The organism is Bacillus sp. RCC_6_1 (assembly GCF_041360755.1).
Taxonomy (GTDB): domain Bacteria; phylum Bacillota; class Bacilli; order Bacillales; family Bacillaceae_G; genus Bacillus_A; species Bacillus_A cereus.
In genome coordinates this window covers 592,746-610,763 of the sequence record NZ_JBFUPV010000001.1, presented here as the reverse complement: position 1 = coordinate 610,763, position 18,018 = coordinate 592,746, and the positions used below count along the sequence as shown (strand labels likewise).

Below are 18,018 nucleotides of genomic sequence, written 5' to 3'. Positions count from 1 at the left end.
AGTATGAAAACGTATTATGAGAAAGATGCAAATGTAGAGTTATTACAAGGGAAAACAGTTGCGGTAATTGGTTATGGATCTCAAGGGCATGCGCAGGCACAAAATTTACGTGATTCAGGTGTGGAAGTTGTAGTTGGTGTTAGACCTGGTAAATCGTATGAAGTAGCAAAAGCAGATGGATTTGAAGTAATGTCTGTTTCAGAAGCGGTTCGAACCGCACAAGTTGTACAAATGTTATTGCCAGATGAACAGCAAGCACATGTATATAAATCAGAAGTAGAAGAGAATCTCCGTGAAGGACAAATGTTACTTTTCTCACATGGATTTAACATTCACTTCGGCCAAATTAATCCGCCAAGTTACGTAGATGTAGCAATGGTTGCGCCAAAAAGTCCAGGTCATCTCGTTCGCCGTGTATATCAAGAAGGAAATGGTGTTCCGGCATTAGTCGCAGTGCATCAAGATGCGACGGGAACAGCGCTACATGTAGCATTAGCGTATGCAAAAGGTGTAGGTTGTACACGTGCGGGTGTAATTGAAACGACATTCCAAGAAGAAACCGAAACGGATTTATTCGGTGAGCAAGCTGTACTTTGCGGCGGGGTAACTGCACTTGTGAAGGCCGGGTTCGAAACGTTAACGGAAGGTGGATATCGTCCTGAAATTGCATACTTTGAATGTTTGCATGAATTAAAGCTAATTGTTGACTTAATGTACGAAGGTGGATTAACGAATATGCGCCATTCTATTTCAGATACGGCAGAATTTGGAGATTATGTAACAGGATCGAGAATTGTTACAGATGAAACGAAGAAGGAAATGAAGCGTGTTCTGACAGAAATTCAGCAAGGTAAATTTGCGAAGAAATGGATTTTAGAAAATCAAGCAGGGCGTCCGACGTATAACGCAATGAAAAAAGCAGAACAAAATCATCAATTAGAAAAAGTGGGAGCAGAGCTTCGTGAAATGATGAGTTGGATTCATGCACCGAAAGAATTAGTAAAGAAATAGAGTAAGAGAGTATAAATGAAAAATATGTAAGAGGGGATTTGACAAGATGAGAAGTGACATGATTAAAAAAGGTTTTGATAAAGCGCCGCACCGTAGTTTATTAAAAGCAACTGGTTTGAAAGATGAAGATTTTGATAAACCTTTCATAGCGATTTGTAATTCTTTTATTGAAATTATTCCAGGGCATAAACACTTGAACGAGTTTGGGAAACTTGTAAAAGAGGCAGTTCGTGCGGCAGGTATGGTACCATTCGAATTCAATACAATTGGAGTTGACGATGGTATTGCGATGGGACATATCGGTATGCGTTATTCTCTTCCGAGTCGTGAAATAATTGCAGATTCAGTAGAAACGGTTGTAAATGCACACTGGTTTGACGGCATGATTTGTATCCCAAACTGTGACAAAATTACACCAGGTATGATGATGGCTGCACTACGTATTAATATTCCGACTGTGTTTGTTTCAGGCGGCCCAATGGCAGCAGGAAAAACATCTAAAGGAGAAGTTGTTGATCTGAGTTCCGTTTTTGAAGGAGTAGGAGCTTATCAATCTGGGAAAATTTCAGAAGAAGAATTAAAAGATATTGAAGATCATGGCTGTCCATCTTGTGGCTCTTGTTCGGGTATGTTTACCGCGAACTCTATGAATTGTTTATGTGAAGTGTTAGGTTTAGCTCTTCCTGGTAACGGGAGTATTTTAGCAATTGATCCAAGACGTGAAGAGTTAATTAAACAAGCAGCAGAGAAATTGAAAATTTTAATTGAAAGAGATATTAAACCAAGAGACATTGTAACGGAAGAAGCAATTGATGATGCGTTTGCGCTTGATATGGCGATGGGCGGTTCAACAAATACAGTGTTGCATACATTGGCGCTCGCGCAAGAGGCTGGATTAGATTACGATATGAACCGTATTGATGCCGTTTCAAGACGTGTACCACATTTATGTAAAGTAAGCCCTGCTTCCAATTGGCATATGGAAGATATTGATCGTGCGGGCGGGATTAGTGCAATTTTGAAAGAGATGAGCCGGAAAGAAGGAGTACTTCATCTTGATCGAATAACTGCTACTGGGCAAACATTAAGAGAAAATATTGCTGAGGCAGAGATTAAAGATAAGGAAGTTATTCACTCTCTTGAAAACCCTCATAGTGAGGAAGGAGGATTGCGTATATTAAAAGGCAACCTTGCGAAAGATGGAGCGGTTATTAAAAGCGGTGCAACAGAGGTAAAGCGTTTTGAAGGACCTTGCGTTATTTTTAATTCACAAGATGAGGCACTTGCTGGCATTATGCTTGGGAAAGTGAAAAAAGGAGATGTAGTTGTCATTCGTTATGAAGGACCAAGAGGTGGCCCTGGTATGCCAGAAATGTTAGCACCAACATCAGCAATTGCTGGAATGGGATTAGGTGCTGAGGTTGCATTATTAACGGATGGACGTTTCTCTGGAGCTTCACGTGGAATTTCAGTAGGACATATTTCACCAGAGGCAGCAGCTGGTGGAACGATCGCACTTCTTGAACAAGGGGATATTGTATGTATTGATGTTGAAGAACGCTTGCTAGAAGTAAGAGTGAGTAATGAAGAATTAGATAAGCGTAAAAAAGAATGGAAACGACCAGAACCGAAAGTGAAAGCTGGCTGGCTTGGACGTTATGCACAAATGGTAACATCGGCGAATACAGGGGCTGTTCTGAAAATCCCACATTTTGATTGAGCCAATTTAAAAAAGATAAGGATGATATATAATGGTGCAAAAGGTAAAGGAGAGAGTGAAAATTGAAGATATCTTAATGGCTCATAATTGCATGAAAGATATCGTTATTAAAACACCGTTACAACGTGATACAGTTTTATCTGAGAAATATGATTGTGACGTTTATGTAAAACGAGAAGATTTACAATTAATTCGCTCTTTCAAAATTCGTGGTGCATACAATTTGATTCAAAGTTTACCGAAAGAAAAGTTACAAAACGGTGTTGTTTGTGCAAGTGCTGGTAATCATGCGCAAGGAGTTGCTTATACATGTAATTTATTGAAGATTCCGTCGAAAATATTTATGCCCACAACAACACCGAAACAAAAAGTATCACAAGTACAATTTTTCGGTGGTGATTTCGCAGAGATTGTATTAGTTGGTGATACATTCGATAGCTCTTTCCAAGAAGCACAGTGTTATTGTGAAGAAAATAGAATGACATTTGTTCATCCGTTTGATGATCCGTATGTAGTTGCTGGTCAAGGGACAGTGGCAGTTGAAATTATGCATGATATGGAGAAACCGGTTGATTATATCTTTACGGCAATCGGCGGTGGTGGATTAGCATCAGGTGTTGGTACATATGTAAAAGGTGTTAGTCCTACTACAAAGGTTATTGGTGTAGAACCGATGGGAGCTGCCTCTATGAAAGAGGCTTTTCTTCAAAATGATAATGTCGCATTAGAGAAAATAGATAGTTTTGTTGATGGGGCAGCGGTTAAAAAGGTAGGAAAGTTAACTTTTGAAACTTGTAAAGATGTAATTGATGACATCGTTTTAGTACCAGAGGGGAAAGTTTGTACGACGATTTTAGAACTGTATAAGAAAAATGCGATTGTAGCTGAACCGGCTGGTGCACTCTCTATTGCAGCACTTGATTTATACAGGGATGAAATAAAAGGTAAAACAGTTGTATGTACGCTAAGTGGTGGAAATAATGATATTGATAGAATGCAAGAAATGAAAGAACGTTCTCTCATTTACGAAGGGTTAAAGCATTATTTTATCATTGAATTTCCACAGCGTTCAGGTGCGCTAAGAGAATTTCTTGATAAAGGATTAGGACCAGAAGATGACATTACGCGCTTTGAGTATATTAAGAAACATAATAAAGAAAATGGTCCAGCATTAGTCGGAGTAGAGTTAAAACATAAAGAAGATTATGAGCAATTAATTACTCGCTTTAAAGAAAATAATATTCAATTTATGGAGCTTAATAAAAACCCTGTTTTGTTTGATTTGCTTATTTAATAGAAGGGAAGAATAAGCATCTAAATAAAAAAGATAGATACAAGCAAAGAAATATAGTGCTTGTTCTATCTTTTTTATAGTTAAACTAGATACTCATTAAATTCAAGAAGAATAAAGCTAGTTAACCAAAAAAATATCGCAATGCGAATAATTACATACATAGTAAATTCAAAGGTAGTAAGTTTTCGTTCGCGTTTTATTTTTTTTAGAAATCTAACAGAAAAAACTGAACATAAAAGTAGAACGGCTATAGACATTTTATAAATATTTTCTAACAAACTTACATTTTCTAATAAGTTTTTCAGCATGTTTATCACCTATTCTGTAAAGTAGATTACAGAGAAATAGATCTTGAGCTGTCTAGTTTCGTTTATTTTTTATTTTCCCTGTATCATCAATTTCTACATCAGTTGAAATTGTTTGTAAATATTGAAGAGCTTTTTTCTTTTCTTCCTCATTTACAGGGGAAACTTGGTTGTTGCGAATGATATAAGGATTGAATGACATTTGGACATCCTTTCCTTTAAAAGTTAAAGTTAATACGCCAGTTTCGGCGCTTTTTCCATTCACATAACTTGGGAATAAAAAGTTACCTAATGAGTAAGCGATAGGAACTTTATTATAATACTCAAACCCTTGTAACCAATGTGGATGGCTTCCGACAATCGCGTTAGCTCCTGCTTCAACCATTTTAGGTACATATTGCTTTTGGTATTCTACCGGACGGTTTGATTTTTCAACGCCCCAATGCATATAGACGATTAAATAGTCTGCATCTTGTTTTTGTTCTTTAATTGTTTTTGTTACAAGATTTAAATCATAGCCATTCGCAACGCCAGGTTTATTCTCACCAGCTACCCAATTAGAATCAGGCATAAATCGAACGAAGGAAAGAAATTTAAACTTTTTCCCTTTTACGGTCATTTCTCGTGCTGTATATGTATCTTTCGCATTTTTTCCGGCTCCAATGTAAGGGAACTTTAATTTTTCTACGTGAGAAATCGTATCTAATAATCCATCTTGCCCATAATCAAGTGTGTGGTTATTCCCAATATTTACGATGTCATATCCAGTGTTTTTAATAGCTTGTAGTGTAGATGGATCACTTTTAATCCAAAACAGTTGCCCAGGTGCTTTCTTTTCTTTCGTTGTAAATGCCGATTCTAAATTCACAAAAGAAATATCAGCTTTTTTTATTTCTTCTTTTACATGTTGGAATGGGTAATCAGCCCCATTCTTTTCGATTATAGGACGTAATTGCCAATCAAACATTGTATCACCAGAGAAGGTGAGTGTGATTTCTTGGTCTTCTATTTTCTTTTCGCTTTTTGAAGCGGTTTTACTAGATTTATTTTGTAAATCGGGCTTGTCTTTTGCTTTTGAAATAAAAGAGTAATTGATTAATAAAACAATCGGTGTAATGAAAAAGGCTATTAACAAAAATCGTTTTAGTAAAGTTTTCATATATACCTTCCCTTTTAATATTATCCCGCAATTAAATTAACAATGAATCTATTAAAGGTAATTAAAGTTACAAAAAAACAGCGGGTTATGTAGTGGAAAACATTTGTTAATATTCTCAATATTAAGTTAACATATAGATAACCTGTAAATCAATGTATAAACCAAAATATAGAAATAAAGAATTCGAAGGGTGAAGAATGAGAAATGGTTATATTAGGAGCAGTTGTAAATGGAATTTGCATTATATTTGGTTCTTTACTTGGTAAATTATTTAGTAGGATTCCAGAAAGTATGAAAGGAACGATAATGCATGCAATCGGTTTAGCGGTTACTGTGCTTGGGCTTCAAATGGCATTAAAAAGTGAAAACTTTCTTGTTGTCATACTGAGTTTAGTGATTGGTACGGTAATTGGAGAATGGTTACAATTAGAAGAAAAGTTAAAAAATTTAGGGGATTGGCTAGAAAATAAAGTTGGATCGAAGGGGAAAGGAAGCATATCAGAAGGTTTTGTAACAGCTACTTTAATTTTTGCAATTGGTGCGATGGGGATACTTGGTGCACTTGACAGTGGGATTCGCGGAAATCATAATATTTTATTTACAAAGGCAATTATCGATGGATTTATTTCTATTATATTAACGACAACTCTAGGAATTGGCGTAGTATTTTCGGCGATTCCAGTTGTTTTATATGAAGGTGGTATTGCAGTTTTTGCAACACAAATTAATAGTTTTGTCCCAAAAGAATTAATGAACCAATTTATAGTCGAGATGACGGCTACGGGTGGCATTATGATATCTGCTATCGGATTAAACTTACTCGGATTTATTAAAATTAAAGTGGCAAATTTACTTCCAGGTATATTGGTAGTAGGTGTAATTGTTTCAATTATTTATGGTTACGGTTTGTTAGTAAATTAGTAGAGGGTGGAAACACATATGGAGGAATTTCAATTTACAAAACGTGTGCATAAAATATTGGAGATTGCAGCAGAAGAGAGTGAGTATAACATAATTCAACCAGTCCATCTGTTCATAGGTATGTGTAAAGAAGGTACAGGAGTTTGCGCTGAGTTATTTATGTATTTGTTTCATAAAGTCGGTCCAGATTTTTTAGAAAAACTTTCGTTACGAAAACGATTCGATTTACATCATCAAGAGTATAAAAAAATAGGGCAATATAAACTATCTTATAAGGCGATAGAAATTTTACAAATAGCGAAGCAACGTATGGAACGCTTTCAGCAAGTAGTAATCAATGAAGGACATGTTATGTATGCATTATTTCGTGTAGATACAGATATTGGTGAATTTATACATACACAAATGCAAAAAGATATATTACGTATTACAGCTGCACCGAGAGACTTAGCGGTTGATTTAAATAGTTTTAAATCTATTTATAATACATTATTTTGTCATGTAAGAAGAGCTAGTCCTTCTGATTTTGATAAGTTATCACGATTTGTGGCGGCTGAATTTGGTGAACGGTGGTTACAGTCGGTTGATTACGGATTTCGGACATATAATGAAAAGTTACCTATCTATATTGCACAGCAGGAGGAAGTAATAGTTGGTTTCGCCTGTTACGATGTAGTGAGAGGAAAGAAAGGATTGTTTGGTCCAATGGGCATAGCGAAACAAAATCGTGTGAAAGGTGTAGGAAAAGAATTATTGTATCATTGTTTATATAATATGAAGCAAGATGGATATGAATATGCGATTATTGGACAAGCAGGTCCCATTGAGTTTTACGAGAGAAATTGTAATGCTCGTTTAATACCGATAGATAATAAGTAACCAACTTCATATAGAGGAGTTAGTTTTATTATGAAAATGATGTAGAGATGTAGTGGTTTTTACTAGAAAATAGCGGGTTTTGTAGTAAATCTTGCATAAAAAGCAAATTACTAAACTTTTTACAAGAAAGGGTGTAGAATGGGTATCTAAAGAAAGAAGGTGTGAAAATGGCCAGCTGGAAACGAAATTTAATGATTTGTTGGCTAGGTTGTTTTACCACTGCAGCCGGTATGAGTTTAGTAATTCCTTTCTTATCTTTTTATATTGAGGAATTAGGAGTAACTGGCACTTCAAGTATTGCACAGTGGTCGGGACTTGCATTTGGTGTAACATTTTTAATGGGTGCGATCGTATCGCCAATATGGGGAAAGCTTGGTGATATACATGGACGGAAACTGATGCTTATTCGTGCTAGCCTCGGTATGGCGATTATTATGACGCTTATGGGGTTTGTAACGGATGTATATCAATTAGTCGCACTAAGATTTTTAATGGGAGCAGTATCTGGTTTCCTTTCAACCGCAATGACATTTATTGCAGCAGAAACTCCGAAAGAACATTCAGGTTGGGCAATTTCTACAATTTCAACTGGTGGCGTGAGCGGTTCTTTACTTGGTCCATTACTTGGTGGATATTTGTCTGAGTTAATTGGAATGCGTCATGTCTTTCTTGTTACAGGAGCTTTTTTATTCCTTTCCTTTCTCATCGTTTTTTTCTTCTTGCATGAAGAAAATCACTCTGCTCAAGCAAAAAAAACACAGCCGAAAAAAGTATGGACGATGGTCCCAGCGAAGCATTTAATTATTAGTTTATTTGTAACAACATTTATTATTCAACTTGCTAATATGTCAGTTCAACCAATTGTTACATTGTACGTGAAAAATTTAGTAGGTCCTCATACTGCACATATTGAAACAATTGCGGGAGCAGTTATGTCAGCAACAGGATTAGCCGTTATTTTGGCAGCACCAAGACTAGGAAGATTATCAGATCATATCGGTCCTCAAAAAACGTTAGTTGTAGCGTTATTTGCTGCAGGAATTATTTTTATCCCGCAAGCATTTGTAACCTCAGCTTGGCAACTATTAATTCTTCGATTTTTATTAGGTATCGCACAAGCAGGATTATTACCTTCCGTACAAACTCTACTAAAACAACATACACCAACCCATGTTACGGGACGGATATTTGGATATAATCAATCATTTCAGTTTTTAGGAAATATGATTGGTCCAGTGCTCGGGGGACAAATTGCAGCACATGCAGGCTTCCAATATGTTTTCCTCTCTACATCATCACTATTATTTATTGCGTGTATCTGGGTTTATTTTCATAATAAGAACGAAGAGGTATCAGAGAAACGACATTTGGAAGTTAGTTAACTAAGTGAATAAAAAAAGGATGAAGCAATGATTGCTTCATCCTTTTCTTTAAAATTTAAGACATAGATAGCTTAATGTACCAAGCTCATAACTACGGTGAATGACTTCACCCCTATTTTTACCACTTCCCATAGCGATAAATAAAGGAACAAAATGTTCTGCTCTTGGTACTGCTAATTGTGCATGAGGAGCATTTTTCTCCCAATTAAACAATGCATCTTTATCGTTATGCTGCATATGTTTAATAATCCAATCATCAAATTCAATTGCCCATTTTTCAGGTGTAGTTTGATTCCATTTCAAAGCTCGTAAGTTATGGACGGTAACACCACTCCCGATTACTAAAATATCTTCTTGTCCGAGTCCTTTAAGTGCTTCTCCAATTTTAAATTGTTCTTTTGCAGAAAGGAATGGATTGACTGATATTTGCACGACAGGAATATTTGCTTCTGGATACATGCGGTGCAGGAGTGTCCATGAACCATGATCTAAACCTCTCGTCATATTATGATGGACTGAAATACCTTTGTTCTTAAATTTTGTTTCTAACATAGATGCAATGCTAGAAGAGCCTTTCGCACGATATTTAATTTCATATAACTCAGGGGGAAAACCTCCAAAATCATAAATTGTTTCATACTCGTTATCTGATGAGGAAATCGTTAATACTTCACTTTCCCAGTGAGCAGTGAAAATAACAATTGCTTTCGGTTTATATGTTTCTCCAAGTGTTTTTAAAAATCGTGTATAGTCTGTATCTTGAATAGCGAGCATAGGCGAACCATGTGCTAAAAATAATGATGGCATCATAATAGTAGAAACCTCCTAAAAATTATATAGTTACTTTATGTGAGTAACTATATAATTTTATTTTCGGTTCGTCAACATAATAGTTATTGAGCTAATTGGAAAAGTGAGTCATTTGTCATAATGAAGGCAATTGCATATAATACATAGTAAGAAAAATGAATCGATATTCATTTTTAAAGATACATAATAGAGTTGGGAGCTGACGAAATGAACGTACAGGAAAGTTTCGTTACGGCATTGGATGGATCAGAAATTTATTTACGCAAGTGGTTGCCAGAAGGTAAACCGAAAGGGATTATTCAAATTGCACATGGTATGACAGAACATGCAGGTGTTTATACAGACTTTATTGCTGCGTTATTAGAAGCAGGGTATGGTGTTTATGCACATGATCATAAAGGTCATGGGAAAACAGTGAAAAGAGAAGAAGATTATGGTCATTTTAAACCAAATGTAGGTTGGAATGAGGCTGTGTCTGATGTTATTTTTGTATCAGAAACGGTAAGAAAAGAGCAGACATGCCCGTTATTTTTACTTGGCCATAGTATGGGTTCTTTTTTATCAAGACGTGCTGTGCAACTTAGAGGCGAATTATATGATGGATTTCTGATTTCAGGAACAGGTGGAAATCCAGGGCTTTTAGGAGCTATTGGTCATAAAGTAGCAACAATCGAAATGAAATTGCGTGGTGCAAAAACGAAAAGTCCAATGCTAAACTTTTTATCTTTCGGAAACTTCAATTCGAACTTTAAGCCAAATCGTACAAAATTTGATTGGTTATCTTCAGATAATAATCAAGTTGATAAATATATTGCGGATCCGTTATGTGGTTTCATTTGTACGACGAGTTTTTACCGAGAATTATTTTCTGGTGTATTAGAAGTAAATAAACTAGAAGAATACAAGAAGACGCCAAAGAATCTTCCAATACATATATTTTCTGGTGATCGTGATCCTGTTGGCGATATGGGGAAAGGTGTAAAAGAAGTATATGAAAACTATAAAAAATGTGGTGTGAAAGACGTGACACTACGTTTATATGAAAATGGTAGACATGAAATGTTTCATGAAGTAAATAAGGATGAAGTATTTAAAGATTTAATTTTTTGGTTAGATGCGCATAATAAATGAGAAAGATAATCCCAAACTGTTTGTAGTTTGGGATTATTTATTTTACAGAAATACGGGCAATAAATTCTTAAATTCACTTTACTTAATAAAAAATAAATCTTATTCTATAGTCGTTAAAAAATAAAGAAATATTGTATGAGAGGAAACCTCACTTTTCTGAAGTGAGGCTTTTTGTAGTAACGAAGTAATAGTGAATAAAACTAATTTTAAAAGTAACTTAAAATCAAACTTTTTATAAAGCAACAGATGCTCGTTCATAATAGTAGTATAATAGTGAATGAGGTGTTAATAGAATGGAAGATAGAACATTAGGTTTATTACTAGATGTTGTTGGTGAATTATTTTCAGATGAAATTTCAATTGCTGTTTCGAATACGAAAGAATATATTTACTATCGGCCAAGTAAACGAATTGATTTAAAGATTAGCGCTGGGGATCCTATAAAGGAAGGAACGATTGCTCATAAAGCGATGGTGATGAATCAAAAAACATCTGAGTTTATGAATCGGGATGTTTTTGGTATTCCTTATCATGGAATGGCTGTACCATTTTCAAACAATGGAAAGCTTGAAGGGTGCGTAACGGCAATTTATCCAGCTTTAACGGATGGAAAGTCAGTTGTTACTTTAAAAACAACAGATGGCTGGATTCCGGTTCCTTTTTCAAAGGTTATGTATTTAGAGGCTAAAGATAAAAAGACGTACGTGAATTCAGAAGAGTTATCAGGAACACATAAATACTCTCTGCAAGAATTCGAATACTTGCTTCCTAAAGATTCATTTATTAGATGTCACCGTTCATTTATTGTAAATGTTAATCATATTAAAGCGATTTATCCTGATACCCATTCTACTTTTGTACTTTCGATGGATAATGGTGAGAGAGTACCAGTTAGTCAATCATACGCTAGTTATTTCCGTAAGCTTCTAGGATTCTAAATTTTTCTGCTTTAGAACCTAGATTTGCTGTTCTGTCTGAATTTTCGGCATTGTATACTAAAATCCCTATTTTGATAGTGTAAATGTGTAAAATAATTATGAATATTCAATGAGAGAGGGATTACATATGGAGAATAATTTAGATAGAATCAGAGATCAACGTCTAAAAGATCGGGTAGTTACACCTGAAGAAGCAGCTTCCTGGATTCAAAGTGGAATGACTTTAGGCTTAAGTGGGTTTACACGTGCAGGTGATGTAAAAGCAGTCCCATTTGCGCTTGTAAACCGAGTTAAGAATGATGAATCTTTTAAAGTAAATGTTTATACTGGGGCTTCTTTAGGCTCGGATGTAGACAAATTATTTGCTGAGGCAGGAATTTTAGGGAAAAGATTACCTTTCCAAGCTGACGCGACGATGCGAAAAGGAATTAATAACGGAGACTTTTTATTTGTGGATCAACACTTGTCTCATACAGCAGAGTTACTCCGCGCTGACGTTCTGGATATAGATTTCGCTATTTTGGAAGCAGTTGCGATTACAGAGGACGGAATGATTATTCCAACCACTTCAATTGGAAATTCCTTAGCGTTTTCCTTAAATGCTAAGTCTATTATTATTGAAATGAATATGGCTCAATCCGCGCAATTAGAGGGGCTACATGATCTATATGAACCAGGTAAACAAGGGGAGAGGCTTCCAATTCCGCTTGTGAAAACAGATGACCGAATTGGAACAATCGGTATTCCAATTGATCCTGAAAAAGTAAAGGGAATTGTGTTTACGAATCAATTGGATTCGCCATCGACAATTGTTCCTCCGGATGAAGAAACGGTTATTATGGCACAGCATTTAATAGAATTCCTTCGAGAAGAAGTTAAAGTAGGGCGATTAACAAATCGTTTAGCGCCGTTACAATCAGGAATTGGTTCAGTTGCTAACGCAGTATTGCATGGAATGTTAGATTCCGAGTTCGAAGATTTAGAAGTGTATTCTGAAGTTTTACAGGATGCGGTCTTTGATCTTATGGATGCTGGAAAAGTCAATTTTGCTTCTTGTTGTTCTATCACGCTTTCTGAAGAGAAAATGCAACAAGTATTTTCTAACTTTGAAAAATATCGTGACAAATTAATGATGCGTCCGCAAGAGATTTCCAATCATCCTGAAATCATTCGTCGCCTTGGATTAATCTCAATTAATACTGCATTAGAATTAGATATATACGGAAATGTTAACTCTACTCACGTTTTAGGTACAAAAATGATGAATGGAATTGGTGGGTCTGGTGATTTTGCAAGAAATGCACGCCTAGCTATCTTTGTTACTAAATCGATTGCGAAAGGTGGTAACATTTCAAGTATTGTGCCTTTCGTTTCTCATGTAGACCATACTGAACATGATGTAGATGTTATCGTCACTGAACAGGGGTATGCCGACTTAAGGGGACTTGCGCCAAGAGAAAGAGTGGAACTTATTATTGAGAATTGCGCACATCCAATGTATCGTGAACAGCTACGAGCTTATTACGAAGAAGCAAAAACAAGAGGTGGACAAACTCCTCATATTTTAGAAAAAGCTTTTTCTTGGCATACGAATTATGCTAAAAATGGAACAATGCTTGAAGCGATAGTAGAAACTGTATAGGTTTGTACCGTACAAAATAGTAAAATGAATGAGTGAGTTTGAAGATTAAATTTTAGAAAAAGAGAACGCCAACTTTTAGGGATGGCGTTCTTTTTCTTTAAAAAAATTGTACTGGTTATAATAAAGATTTATAAAAATAACCTCTAATTTATGAAAAAAAGGTTTTTTGAAGTGCTTTCCGAATCAATTTAGTAGTTTACATATCGAAGGTGAGGAAAAAGAATTATGAAGATAAGAGAAGCGTTATTAAGTGAAGCAAATGAATTAAGTGAACTCGCACTACAATCAAAAGCAACGTGGGATTATAGTGAAGAATTCATATTTGCTTGTAAGGAAGATTTAACAATTACAGAAGAATACATAAAAAAAAATTTTGTATATGTTTTAGAAAACGATAATGCGAAGATTGGTTTTTTCTCATTTTTACGTAATGATAAAGCTCTCGATTTCTTGTACATTCATCCTGATTACAAAGGAAAAGGTTACGGGAAAATACTTTGGGAGTATGTAATAGAAAAAGTCAATGAACTAGGATTAAAAAGTTTTACGATTGATAGTGATCCGAATGCAAAAGGATATTACTTGAAAATGGGAGCACAGTTAATAGGAGAGACACCATCAACTGTCTTTAAGGGTCGTTTACTGCCTCTTTTGAAATATGATGTGTAAAACTATTAATAGTAGGGGAAGATTAGAATGGATGATGTAAAGGAAAAAAGAATATATGGAGCACTAATAAAATCGTGGTCGATTGAAACAAGTTCAAAGTGGACAATTGAAAACCCAGCAAAGGGACAGTGTGGTGTAACGGCTCTAGTCGTTCAAGACATATATGGAGGAGAAATTAAAAAGACAAAAGTAAGAGAGGTATGGCACTTTTATAACTTTATAGATGGGCAGAGATTTGATTTTACAGAGACTCAATTCAATGGGAAATTGAATTATATGGATGTGGAATCAAATCGGAAAGAAGCATTTGCAGATACAAATGAAAAACAATATAGCATTTTGAAGGAAAAAGTAACGAAAGAATTCAAATTATCTTTTGACTCTTAATCTTTAATAAGTTACTATAATGGTGGTAACTTATTAAAGGGAACTTCATAGAGTTGAAAGGGGAAATACTTTTGAAAACAACTTATGTAAACGCTACAATTGTAACGATGAATGAACAAAACGAAGTGATAGAAAATGGATATATCATTGTAGAAAATGATCAAATTATAGATGTAAAGAGCGGAGAATTCGCTAATGATTTTGAAGTAGATGAAGTAATTGATATGAAAGGAAAGTGGGTTTTACCAGGGCTTGTAAATACACATACACACGTTGTAATGAGTCTCCTAAGAGGTATTGGCGATGATATGTTATTACAGCCGTGGCTTGAGACGAGAATTTGGCCACTGGAAAGTCAATTTACTCCCCAAATTGCGGTCGCTAGTACGGAATTAGGATTACTTGAGATGGTGAAAAGTGGTACAACATCATTCTCTGACATGTTTAATCCAATTGGAGTAGATCAAGACGCAATTATGGAAACGGTATCAAGGAGCGGGATGCGAGCTGCTGTTTCAAGGACTTTATTTAGCTTCGGAACGAAAGACGATGAAAAGAAAGCGATTGAAGAAGCTGAGAAATATGTGAAGCGTTACTATAACGAAAGTGGCATGTTAACTACGATGGTTGCACCACATAGTCCATATACATGTAGTACAGAATTGTTAGAAGAGTGCGCACGGATTGCAGTAGAGAATCAAACGATGGTTCATATCCATCTTTCTGAAACAGAGCGTGAAGTACGTGATATTGAAGCACAATATGGAAAACGTCCAGTAGAATATGCAGCGAGCTGCGGATTGTTTAAACGCCCAACAGTTATTGCACACGGTGTAGTATTAAATGAAGATGAGCGTGCATTTTTAGCAGAACATGACGTTCGAGTAGCTCATAATCCGAATAGTAATTTAAAACTAGGTTCTGGTATAGCGAATGTAAAAGCGATGCTAGAAGCAGGAATAAAAGTAGGAATTGCAACAGATAGTGTTGCATCTAACAATAATTTAGATATGTTTGAAGAAATGCGCATAGCGACTTTACTACAAAAAGGTATTCACCAAGATGCAACAGCTTTACCAGTTGAAACAGCTCTTACACTTGCGACTAAAGGGGCTGCTGAAGTAATCGGGATGAAACAAACAGGATCACTTGAGATTGGAAAATGTGCTGATTTCATTACAATTGATCCGTCTAATAAGCCTCATTTACAACCAGCGGATGAAGTGTTATCACACCTTGTATATGCTGCTAGTGGAAAAGATATAAGCGATGTAATTATTAACGGAAAACGTGTCGTTTGGAATGGCGAATGTAAAACGTTAGATGAAGAGCGTATTATATTTGAAGCAAGTCGTTATAAACGAGGTTTGCAAAGATAACTAATTATGTGGCAGTTGAAAAAGCTATCCTTTTAAAAGGATAGCTTTTTTCTTGAACGAATAAATATTCAAAAGAATGTCGCATCTTTCTGTTCATATTTCTGCTATAATATATTACGCTTTATAATATTTTATATTTAAGGAGAACAACTCATGAAGCGAAAAAAGAGCCATTTAATGGTAATGGCACTTGTTACATTTTTATTATTAACAGCTTGTAATAATAAAGCGAATAAAAGTGATACAGAGGTTAAAAAACAAGTGTTAAATGTAACAGTATCAGAAGAAATTCCTTCTCTGGACACTGCGAAAACAATGGATGGTACATCAGCCCACGTTATGCAGAATATATTTGAGGGGTTATATGTATTAAATGATCAAGATCAGTCTACTCCAGCCATAGCAAAATCGTTTAAAAGAAGTGAAGATGGTAAGAAATATACATTTGACTTGCGTAAAGATGCAAAATGGTCAAATGGGGATAGTGTAACAGCAAATGATTTTATATTTGCGTGGAAACGTGCAATTAACCCTGAAACAGCATCTCAATATGCGTCCATGCTCTTTTATGTGAAAAATGCGAAAGAGATCAATAAGGGAACAATGCCTCTTGATGCACTTGGGGTTAAAGCAATAAATAATTATACGTTAGAAGTTGAACTCGAACAGCCGGTTCCGTATTTTTTACAGTTGTTAGCACTACCTATATACTTACCACAGCATGAATCATTTTTGAAAGAACAAGGAAACAATTATGCATTGGAACCTAGTAATCTCATATATAACGGGCCATTTGTATTAGAAAAATGGAAGCATGAACAAGAGTTTCAATTAAAGAAGAATGCTACATATTGGGATCAAAAGAAAGTGAAATTAGACGAAATAAACTTTCATATCGTAAAGGATACAATGACAGCTGTAAATTTATATGAAGCCGGAGATTTGGATCGAGTACCTATTAATTCGCAAATTGTAGACAAGTATAGAGGGAATAAGGAATTACATATGTCGAGTGATCCTGGAATTGCCATGCTTCGTTTTAATGAAAAAAATACCGCGTTAGCAAATAAAAAGGTGCGTCAATCTATTTCATTAGCGTTAAATAAAGATGATTTTGTTGCTCACTTTATTAATAACGGAGCAAAACCTGCAAGCGGGCTTGTACCAGTTGGTCATGTAAATGAAGTGACCGGTAAAGATTTTAGAAAAGAAAACGGAGATCTTTCTTCATATGATTTGCAAAATGCGCAAAAGATTTGGAAAGAAGCGAAAAAAGAGCTTGAAGTAGAGCAAGTAAACCTCGAGTTTTTAACGTTTGAACAAGATAATGCAAAACGGATGGCAGAATATATAAAAGGTGATTTAGAAAAGAATTTGCAAGGAATCGCGATACAAATTAAACAACAGCCATTTAAGCAAAAATTACAGTTAGAACAAACAGGTGATTACGATATAACTATGGCAAATTGGGGACCTGACTATAAAGACCCAATTAGTTATTTAGAGTTATTTATGACAGGGAATCCGAATAATAAAATGAATTATTCTAATGTTCATTACGATGAATTAATAAAGAAAGCGAAAACGGATTTTGTACTAGATACGGAAAACCGATGGGAAGCGTTGCGAGAAGCCGAGCAGGTATTATTAGAAGATGCTGCGGTAGCGCCGCTTTATCATATTGGCTCAGCATATGTACAAAAGGATTATGTAAAAGGAATTGAAAAGCATCAATTTGGTGGTATTTATACTTATAAGAATGCTTATATTGCTAATGAATAAATACAAAAAACCTTACTTTTTAAAAGTAAGGTTTTTTACACATGAATTCTATTAAACCGATTTTAATAAAGCGTAAAAATTCGTATCATATGGGACATCATCTTGATACATATAATTTTTTAGAACGCCTTCTTTTTCAAAGCCTAATTTTAATAGTACTTTATTGGAAGCTTCATTTTCAAGAAATACAATTGCTCCAATCCGCTTTAAATGAATCGTATGGAAACCGTATGATATAACCTCAGAAACAGCTTCAGTCGCATATCCTTTTCCCCAGTGTTCAGGCAAAAAGGCATAACTTATATTGGCTCGTTTATGCTCAGAAGACCAATCGTGAAAACCAATGGTACCAATGAGTTCTTTCGTGTCTTTTAATTCGATTCCCCATTTTATACCGCTTCTTGCATTGTAACTCAACTTAAAGTTATGAATGATTTGTTTCACTTGATCAACATCTTGTAACGGTTTTTGGCCATAATAGCGCAGTACATTAGTATTAGAAAAGCATTGTAGTATACGCGGTGCATCTTCTTCGGTAAGTTCTCTTAAAATGAGTCGGTCTGTTTTCAATATAGGAAACATGCTTTCACTCCATTTCTTTTGAAACTA

17 protein-coding genes are annotated in these 18,018 nt (G+C 35.3%); 13 read left to right on the top strand and 4 right to left on the bottom strand.

Translation table 11 applies throughout. The annotated features are described in order from the left end of the window. The first annotated feature begins 3 nt into the window (after positions 1 to 3). From ilvC to ilvA, 3 genes are read left to right on the top strand one after another with little or no spacing between them, the layout of a single operon-like run. Positions 4 to 1,011, top strand: a complete 1,008-nt coding sequence (gene ilvC / locus AB6801_RS03015) for a ketol-acid reductoisomerase (RefSeq protein ID WP_097999006.1) — start codon at positions 4 to 6, stop codon at positions 1,009 to 1,011. Positions 1,012 to 1,057: 46 nt separating this feature from the next. Continuing rightward, positions 1,058 to 2,731, top strand: a complete 1,674-nt coding sequence (gene ilvD, locus AB6801_RS03010) for a dihydroxy-acid dehydratase (protein WP_047385909.1) — start codon at positions 1,058 to 1,060, stop codon at positions 2,729 to 2,731. Positions 2,732 to 2,762: 31 nt separating this feature from the next. Then, entirely contained in the window at positions 2,763 to 4,025 is a 1,263-nt protein-coding gene (gene ilvA / locus AB6801_RS03005; protein WP_000250323.1) for a threonine ammonia-lyase IlvA, read from the top strand. Positions 4,026 to 4,105: 80 nt separating this feature from the next. Here ilvA and AB6801_RS03000 read toward each other — a convergent pair whose 3' ends face one another. Together AB6801_RS03000 and AB6801_RS02995 are read right to left on the bottom strand one after the other, a co-directional pair. Next, complete coding sequence (locus AB6801_RS03000; RefSeq protein WP_000916802.1) at positions 4,106 to 4,333, bottom strand: hypothetical protein; 228 nt, start codon at positions 4,331 to 4,333, stop codon at positions 4,106 to 4,108. Between the two features lie 52 nt (positions 4,334 to 4,385). After that, positions 4,386 to 5,489 (bottom strand): CapA family protein, encoded by a 1,104-nt coding sequence (locus AB6801_RS02995; protein WP_000854542.1) that lies wholly within the window; start codon positions 5,487 to 5,489, stop codon positions 4,386 to 4,388. Between the two features lie 204 nt (positions 5,490 to 5,693). On the opposite strand from AB6801_RS02995, the gene AB6801_RS02990 reads away from it, so the two are divergent. From AB6801_RS02990 to AB6801_RS02980, 3 genes are all read left to right on the top strand, one after another. Then, on the top strand, positions 5,694 to 6,410 hold the full coding sequence (locus tag AB6801_RS02990; RefSeq protein ID WP_097999007.1) for a DUF554 domain-containing protein: 717 nt from the start codon (positions 5,694 to 5,696) through the stop codon (positions 6,408 to 6,410). Between the two features lie 18 nt (positions 6,411 to 6,428). Beyond that, positions 6,429 to 7,289, top strand: coding sequence for a GNAT family N-acetyltransferase (locus AB6801_RS02985; protein WP_097999008.1), 861 nt, complete (start codon positions 6,429 to 6,431; stop codon positions 7,287 to 7,289). Between the two features lie 167 nt (positions 7,290 to 7,456). Further along, on the top strand, positions 7,457 to 8,671 hold the full coding sequence (locus AB6801_RS02980; RefSeq protein ID WP_000179303.1) for a multidrug efflux MFS transporter: 1,215 nt from the start codon (positions 7,457 to 7,459) through the stop codon (positions 8,669 to 8,671). Between the two features lie 48 nt (positions 8,672 to 8,719). On the opposite strand, the gene AB6801_RS02975 is transcribed toward AB6801_RS02980, so the two are convergent. After that, positions 8,720 to 9,481, bottom strand: a complete 762-nt coding sequence (locus AB6801_RS02975) for a DODA-type extradiol aromatic ring-opening family dioxygenase (protein WP_000982912.1) — start codon at positions 9,479 to 9,481, stop codon at positions 8,720 to 8,722. A 207-nt stretch (positions 9,482 to 9,688) separates the two neighbouring features. On the opposite strand from AB6801_RS02975, the gene AB6801_RS02970 reads away from it, so the two are divergent. From AB6801_RS02970 to AB6801_RS02940, 7 genes are all read left to right on the top strand, one after another. Beyond that, positions 9,689 to 10,612 (top strand): alpha/beta fold hydrolase, encoded by a 924-nt coding sequence (locus AB6801_RS02970; RefSeq protein ID WP_048568880.1) that lies wholly within the window; start codon positions 9,689 to 9,691, stop codon positions 10,610 to 10,612. A 293-nt stretch (positions 10,613 to 10,905) separates the two neighbouring features. Next, positions 10,906 to 11,550, top strand: a complete 645-nt coding sequence (locus AB6801_RS02965; RefSeq protein ID WP_000390207.1) for a LytTR family DNA-binding domain-containing protein — start codon at positions 10,906 to 10,908, stop codon at positions 11,548 to 11,550. Positions 11,551 to 11,677: 127 nt separating this feature from the next. Next, positions 11,678 to 13,192, top strand: coding sequence for a succinyl-CoA:acetate CoA-transferase ScpC (locus AB6801_RS02960; RefSeq protein WP_097999009.1), 1,515 nt, complete (start codon positions 11,678 to 11,680; stop codon positions 13,190 to 13,192). Positions 13,193 to 13,417: 225 nt separating this feature from the next. Beyond that, positions 13,418 to 13,861, top strand: a complete 444-nt coding sequence (locus AB6801_RS02955; RefSeq protein WP_097999010.1) for a GNAT family N-acetyltransferase — start codon at positions 13,418 to 13,420, stop codon at positions 13,859 to 13,861. Positions 13,862 to 13,888: 27 nt separating this feature from the next. Then, the gene (locus AB6801_RS02950; protein WP_097999011.1) at positions 13,889 to 14,248 is read left to right on the top strand and encodes a YunG family protein; all 360 of its coding nucleotides are present in this window, start codon (positions 13,889 to 13,891) and stop codon (positions 14,246 to 14,248) included. Between the two features lie 53 nt (positions 14,249 to 14,301). Then, positions 14,302 to 15,627 carry a bifunctional S-methyl-5'-thioadenosine deaminase/S-adenosylhomocysteine deaminase gene (locus tag AB6801_RS02945; RefSeq protein WP_118043437.1) on the top strand — a complete coding sequence of 442 codons (1,326 nt, stop codon included), beginning with the start codon at positions 14,302 to 14,304 and terminating at the stop codon, positions 15,625 to 15,627. A gap of 153 nt (positions 15,628 to 15,780) precedes the next feature. Further along, entirely contained in the window at positions 15,781 to 17,409 is a 1,629-nt protein-coding gene (locus tag AB6801_RS02940; protein WP_097999012.1) for a peptide ABC transporter substrate-binding protein, read from the top strand. Positions 17,410 to 17,460: 51 nt separating this feature from the next. Here the strand turns inward: AB6801_RS02940 and AB6801_RS02935 are convergent, their stop codons facing one another. Next, positions 17,461 to 17,991, bottom strand: a complete 531-nt coding sequence (locus AB6801_RS02935; protein ID WP_000483976.1) for a GNAT family N-acetyltransferase — start codon at positions 17,989 to 17,991, stop codon at positions 17,461 to 17,463. Positions 17,992 to 18,018 lie beyond the last annotated feature (27 nt).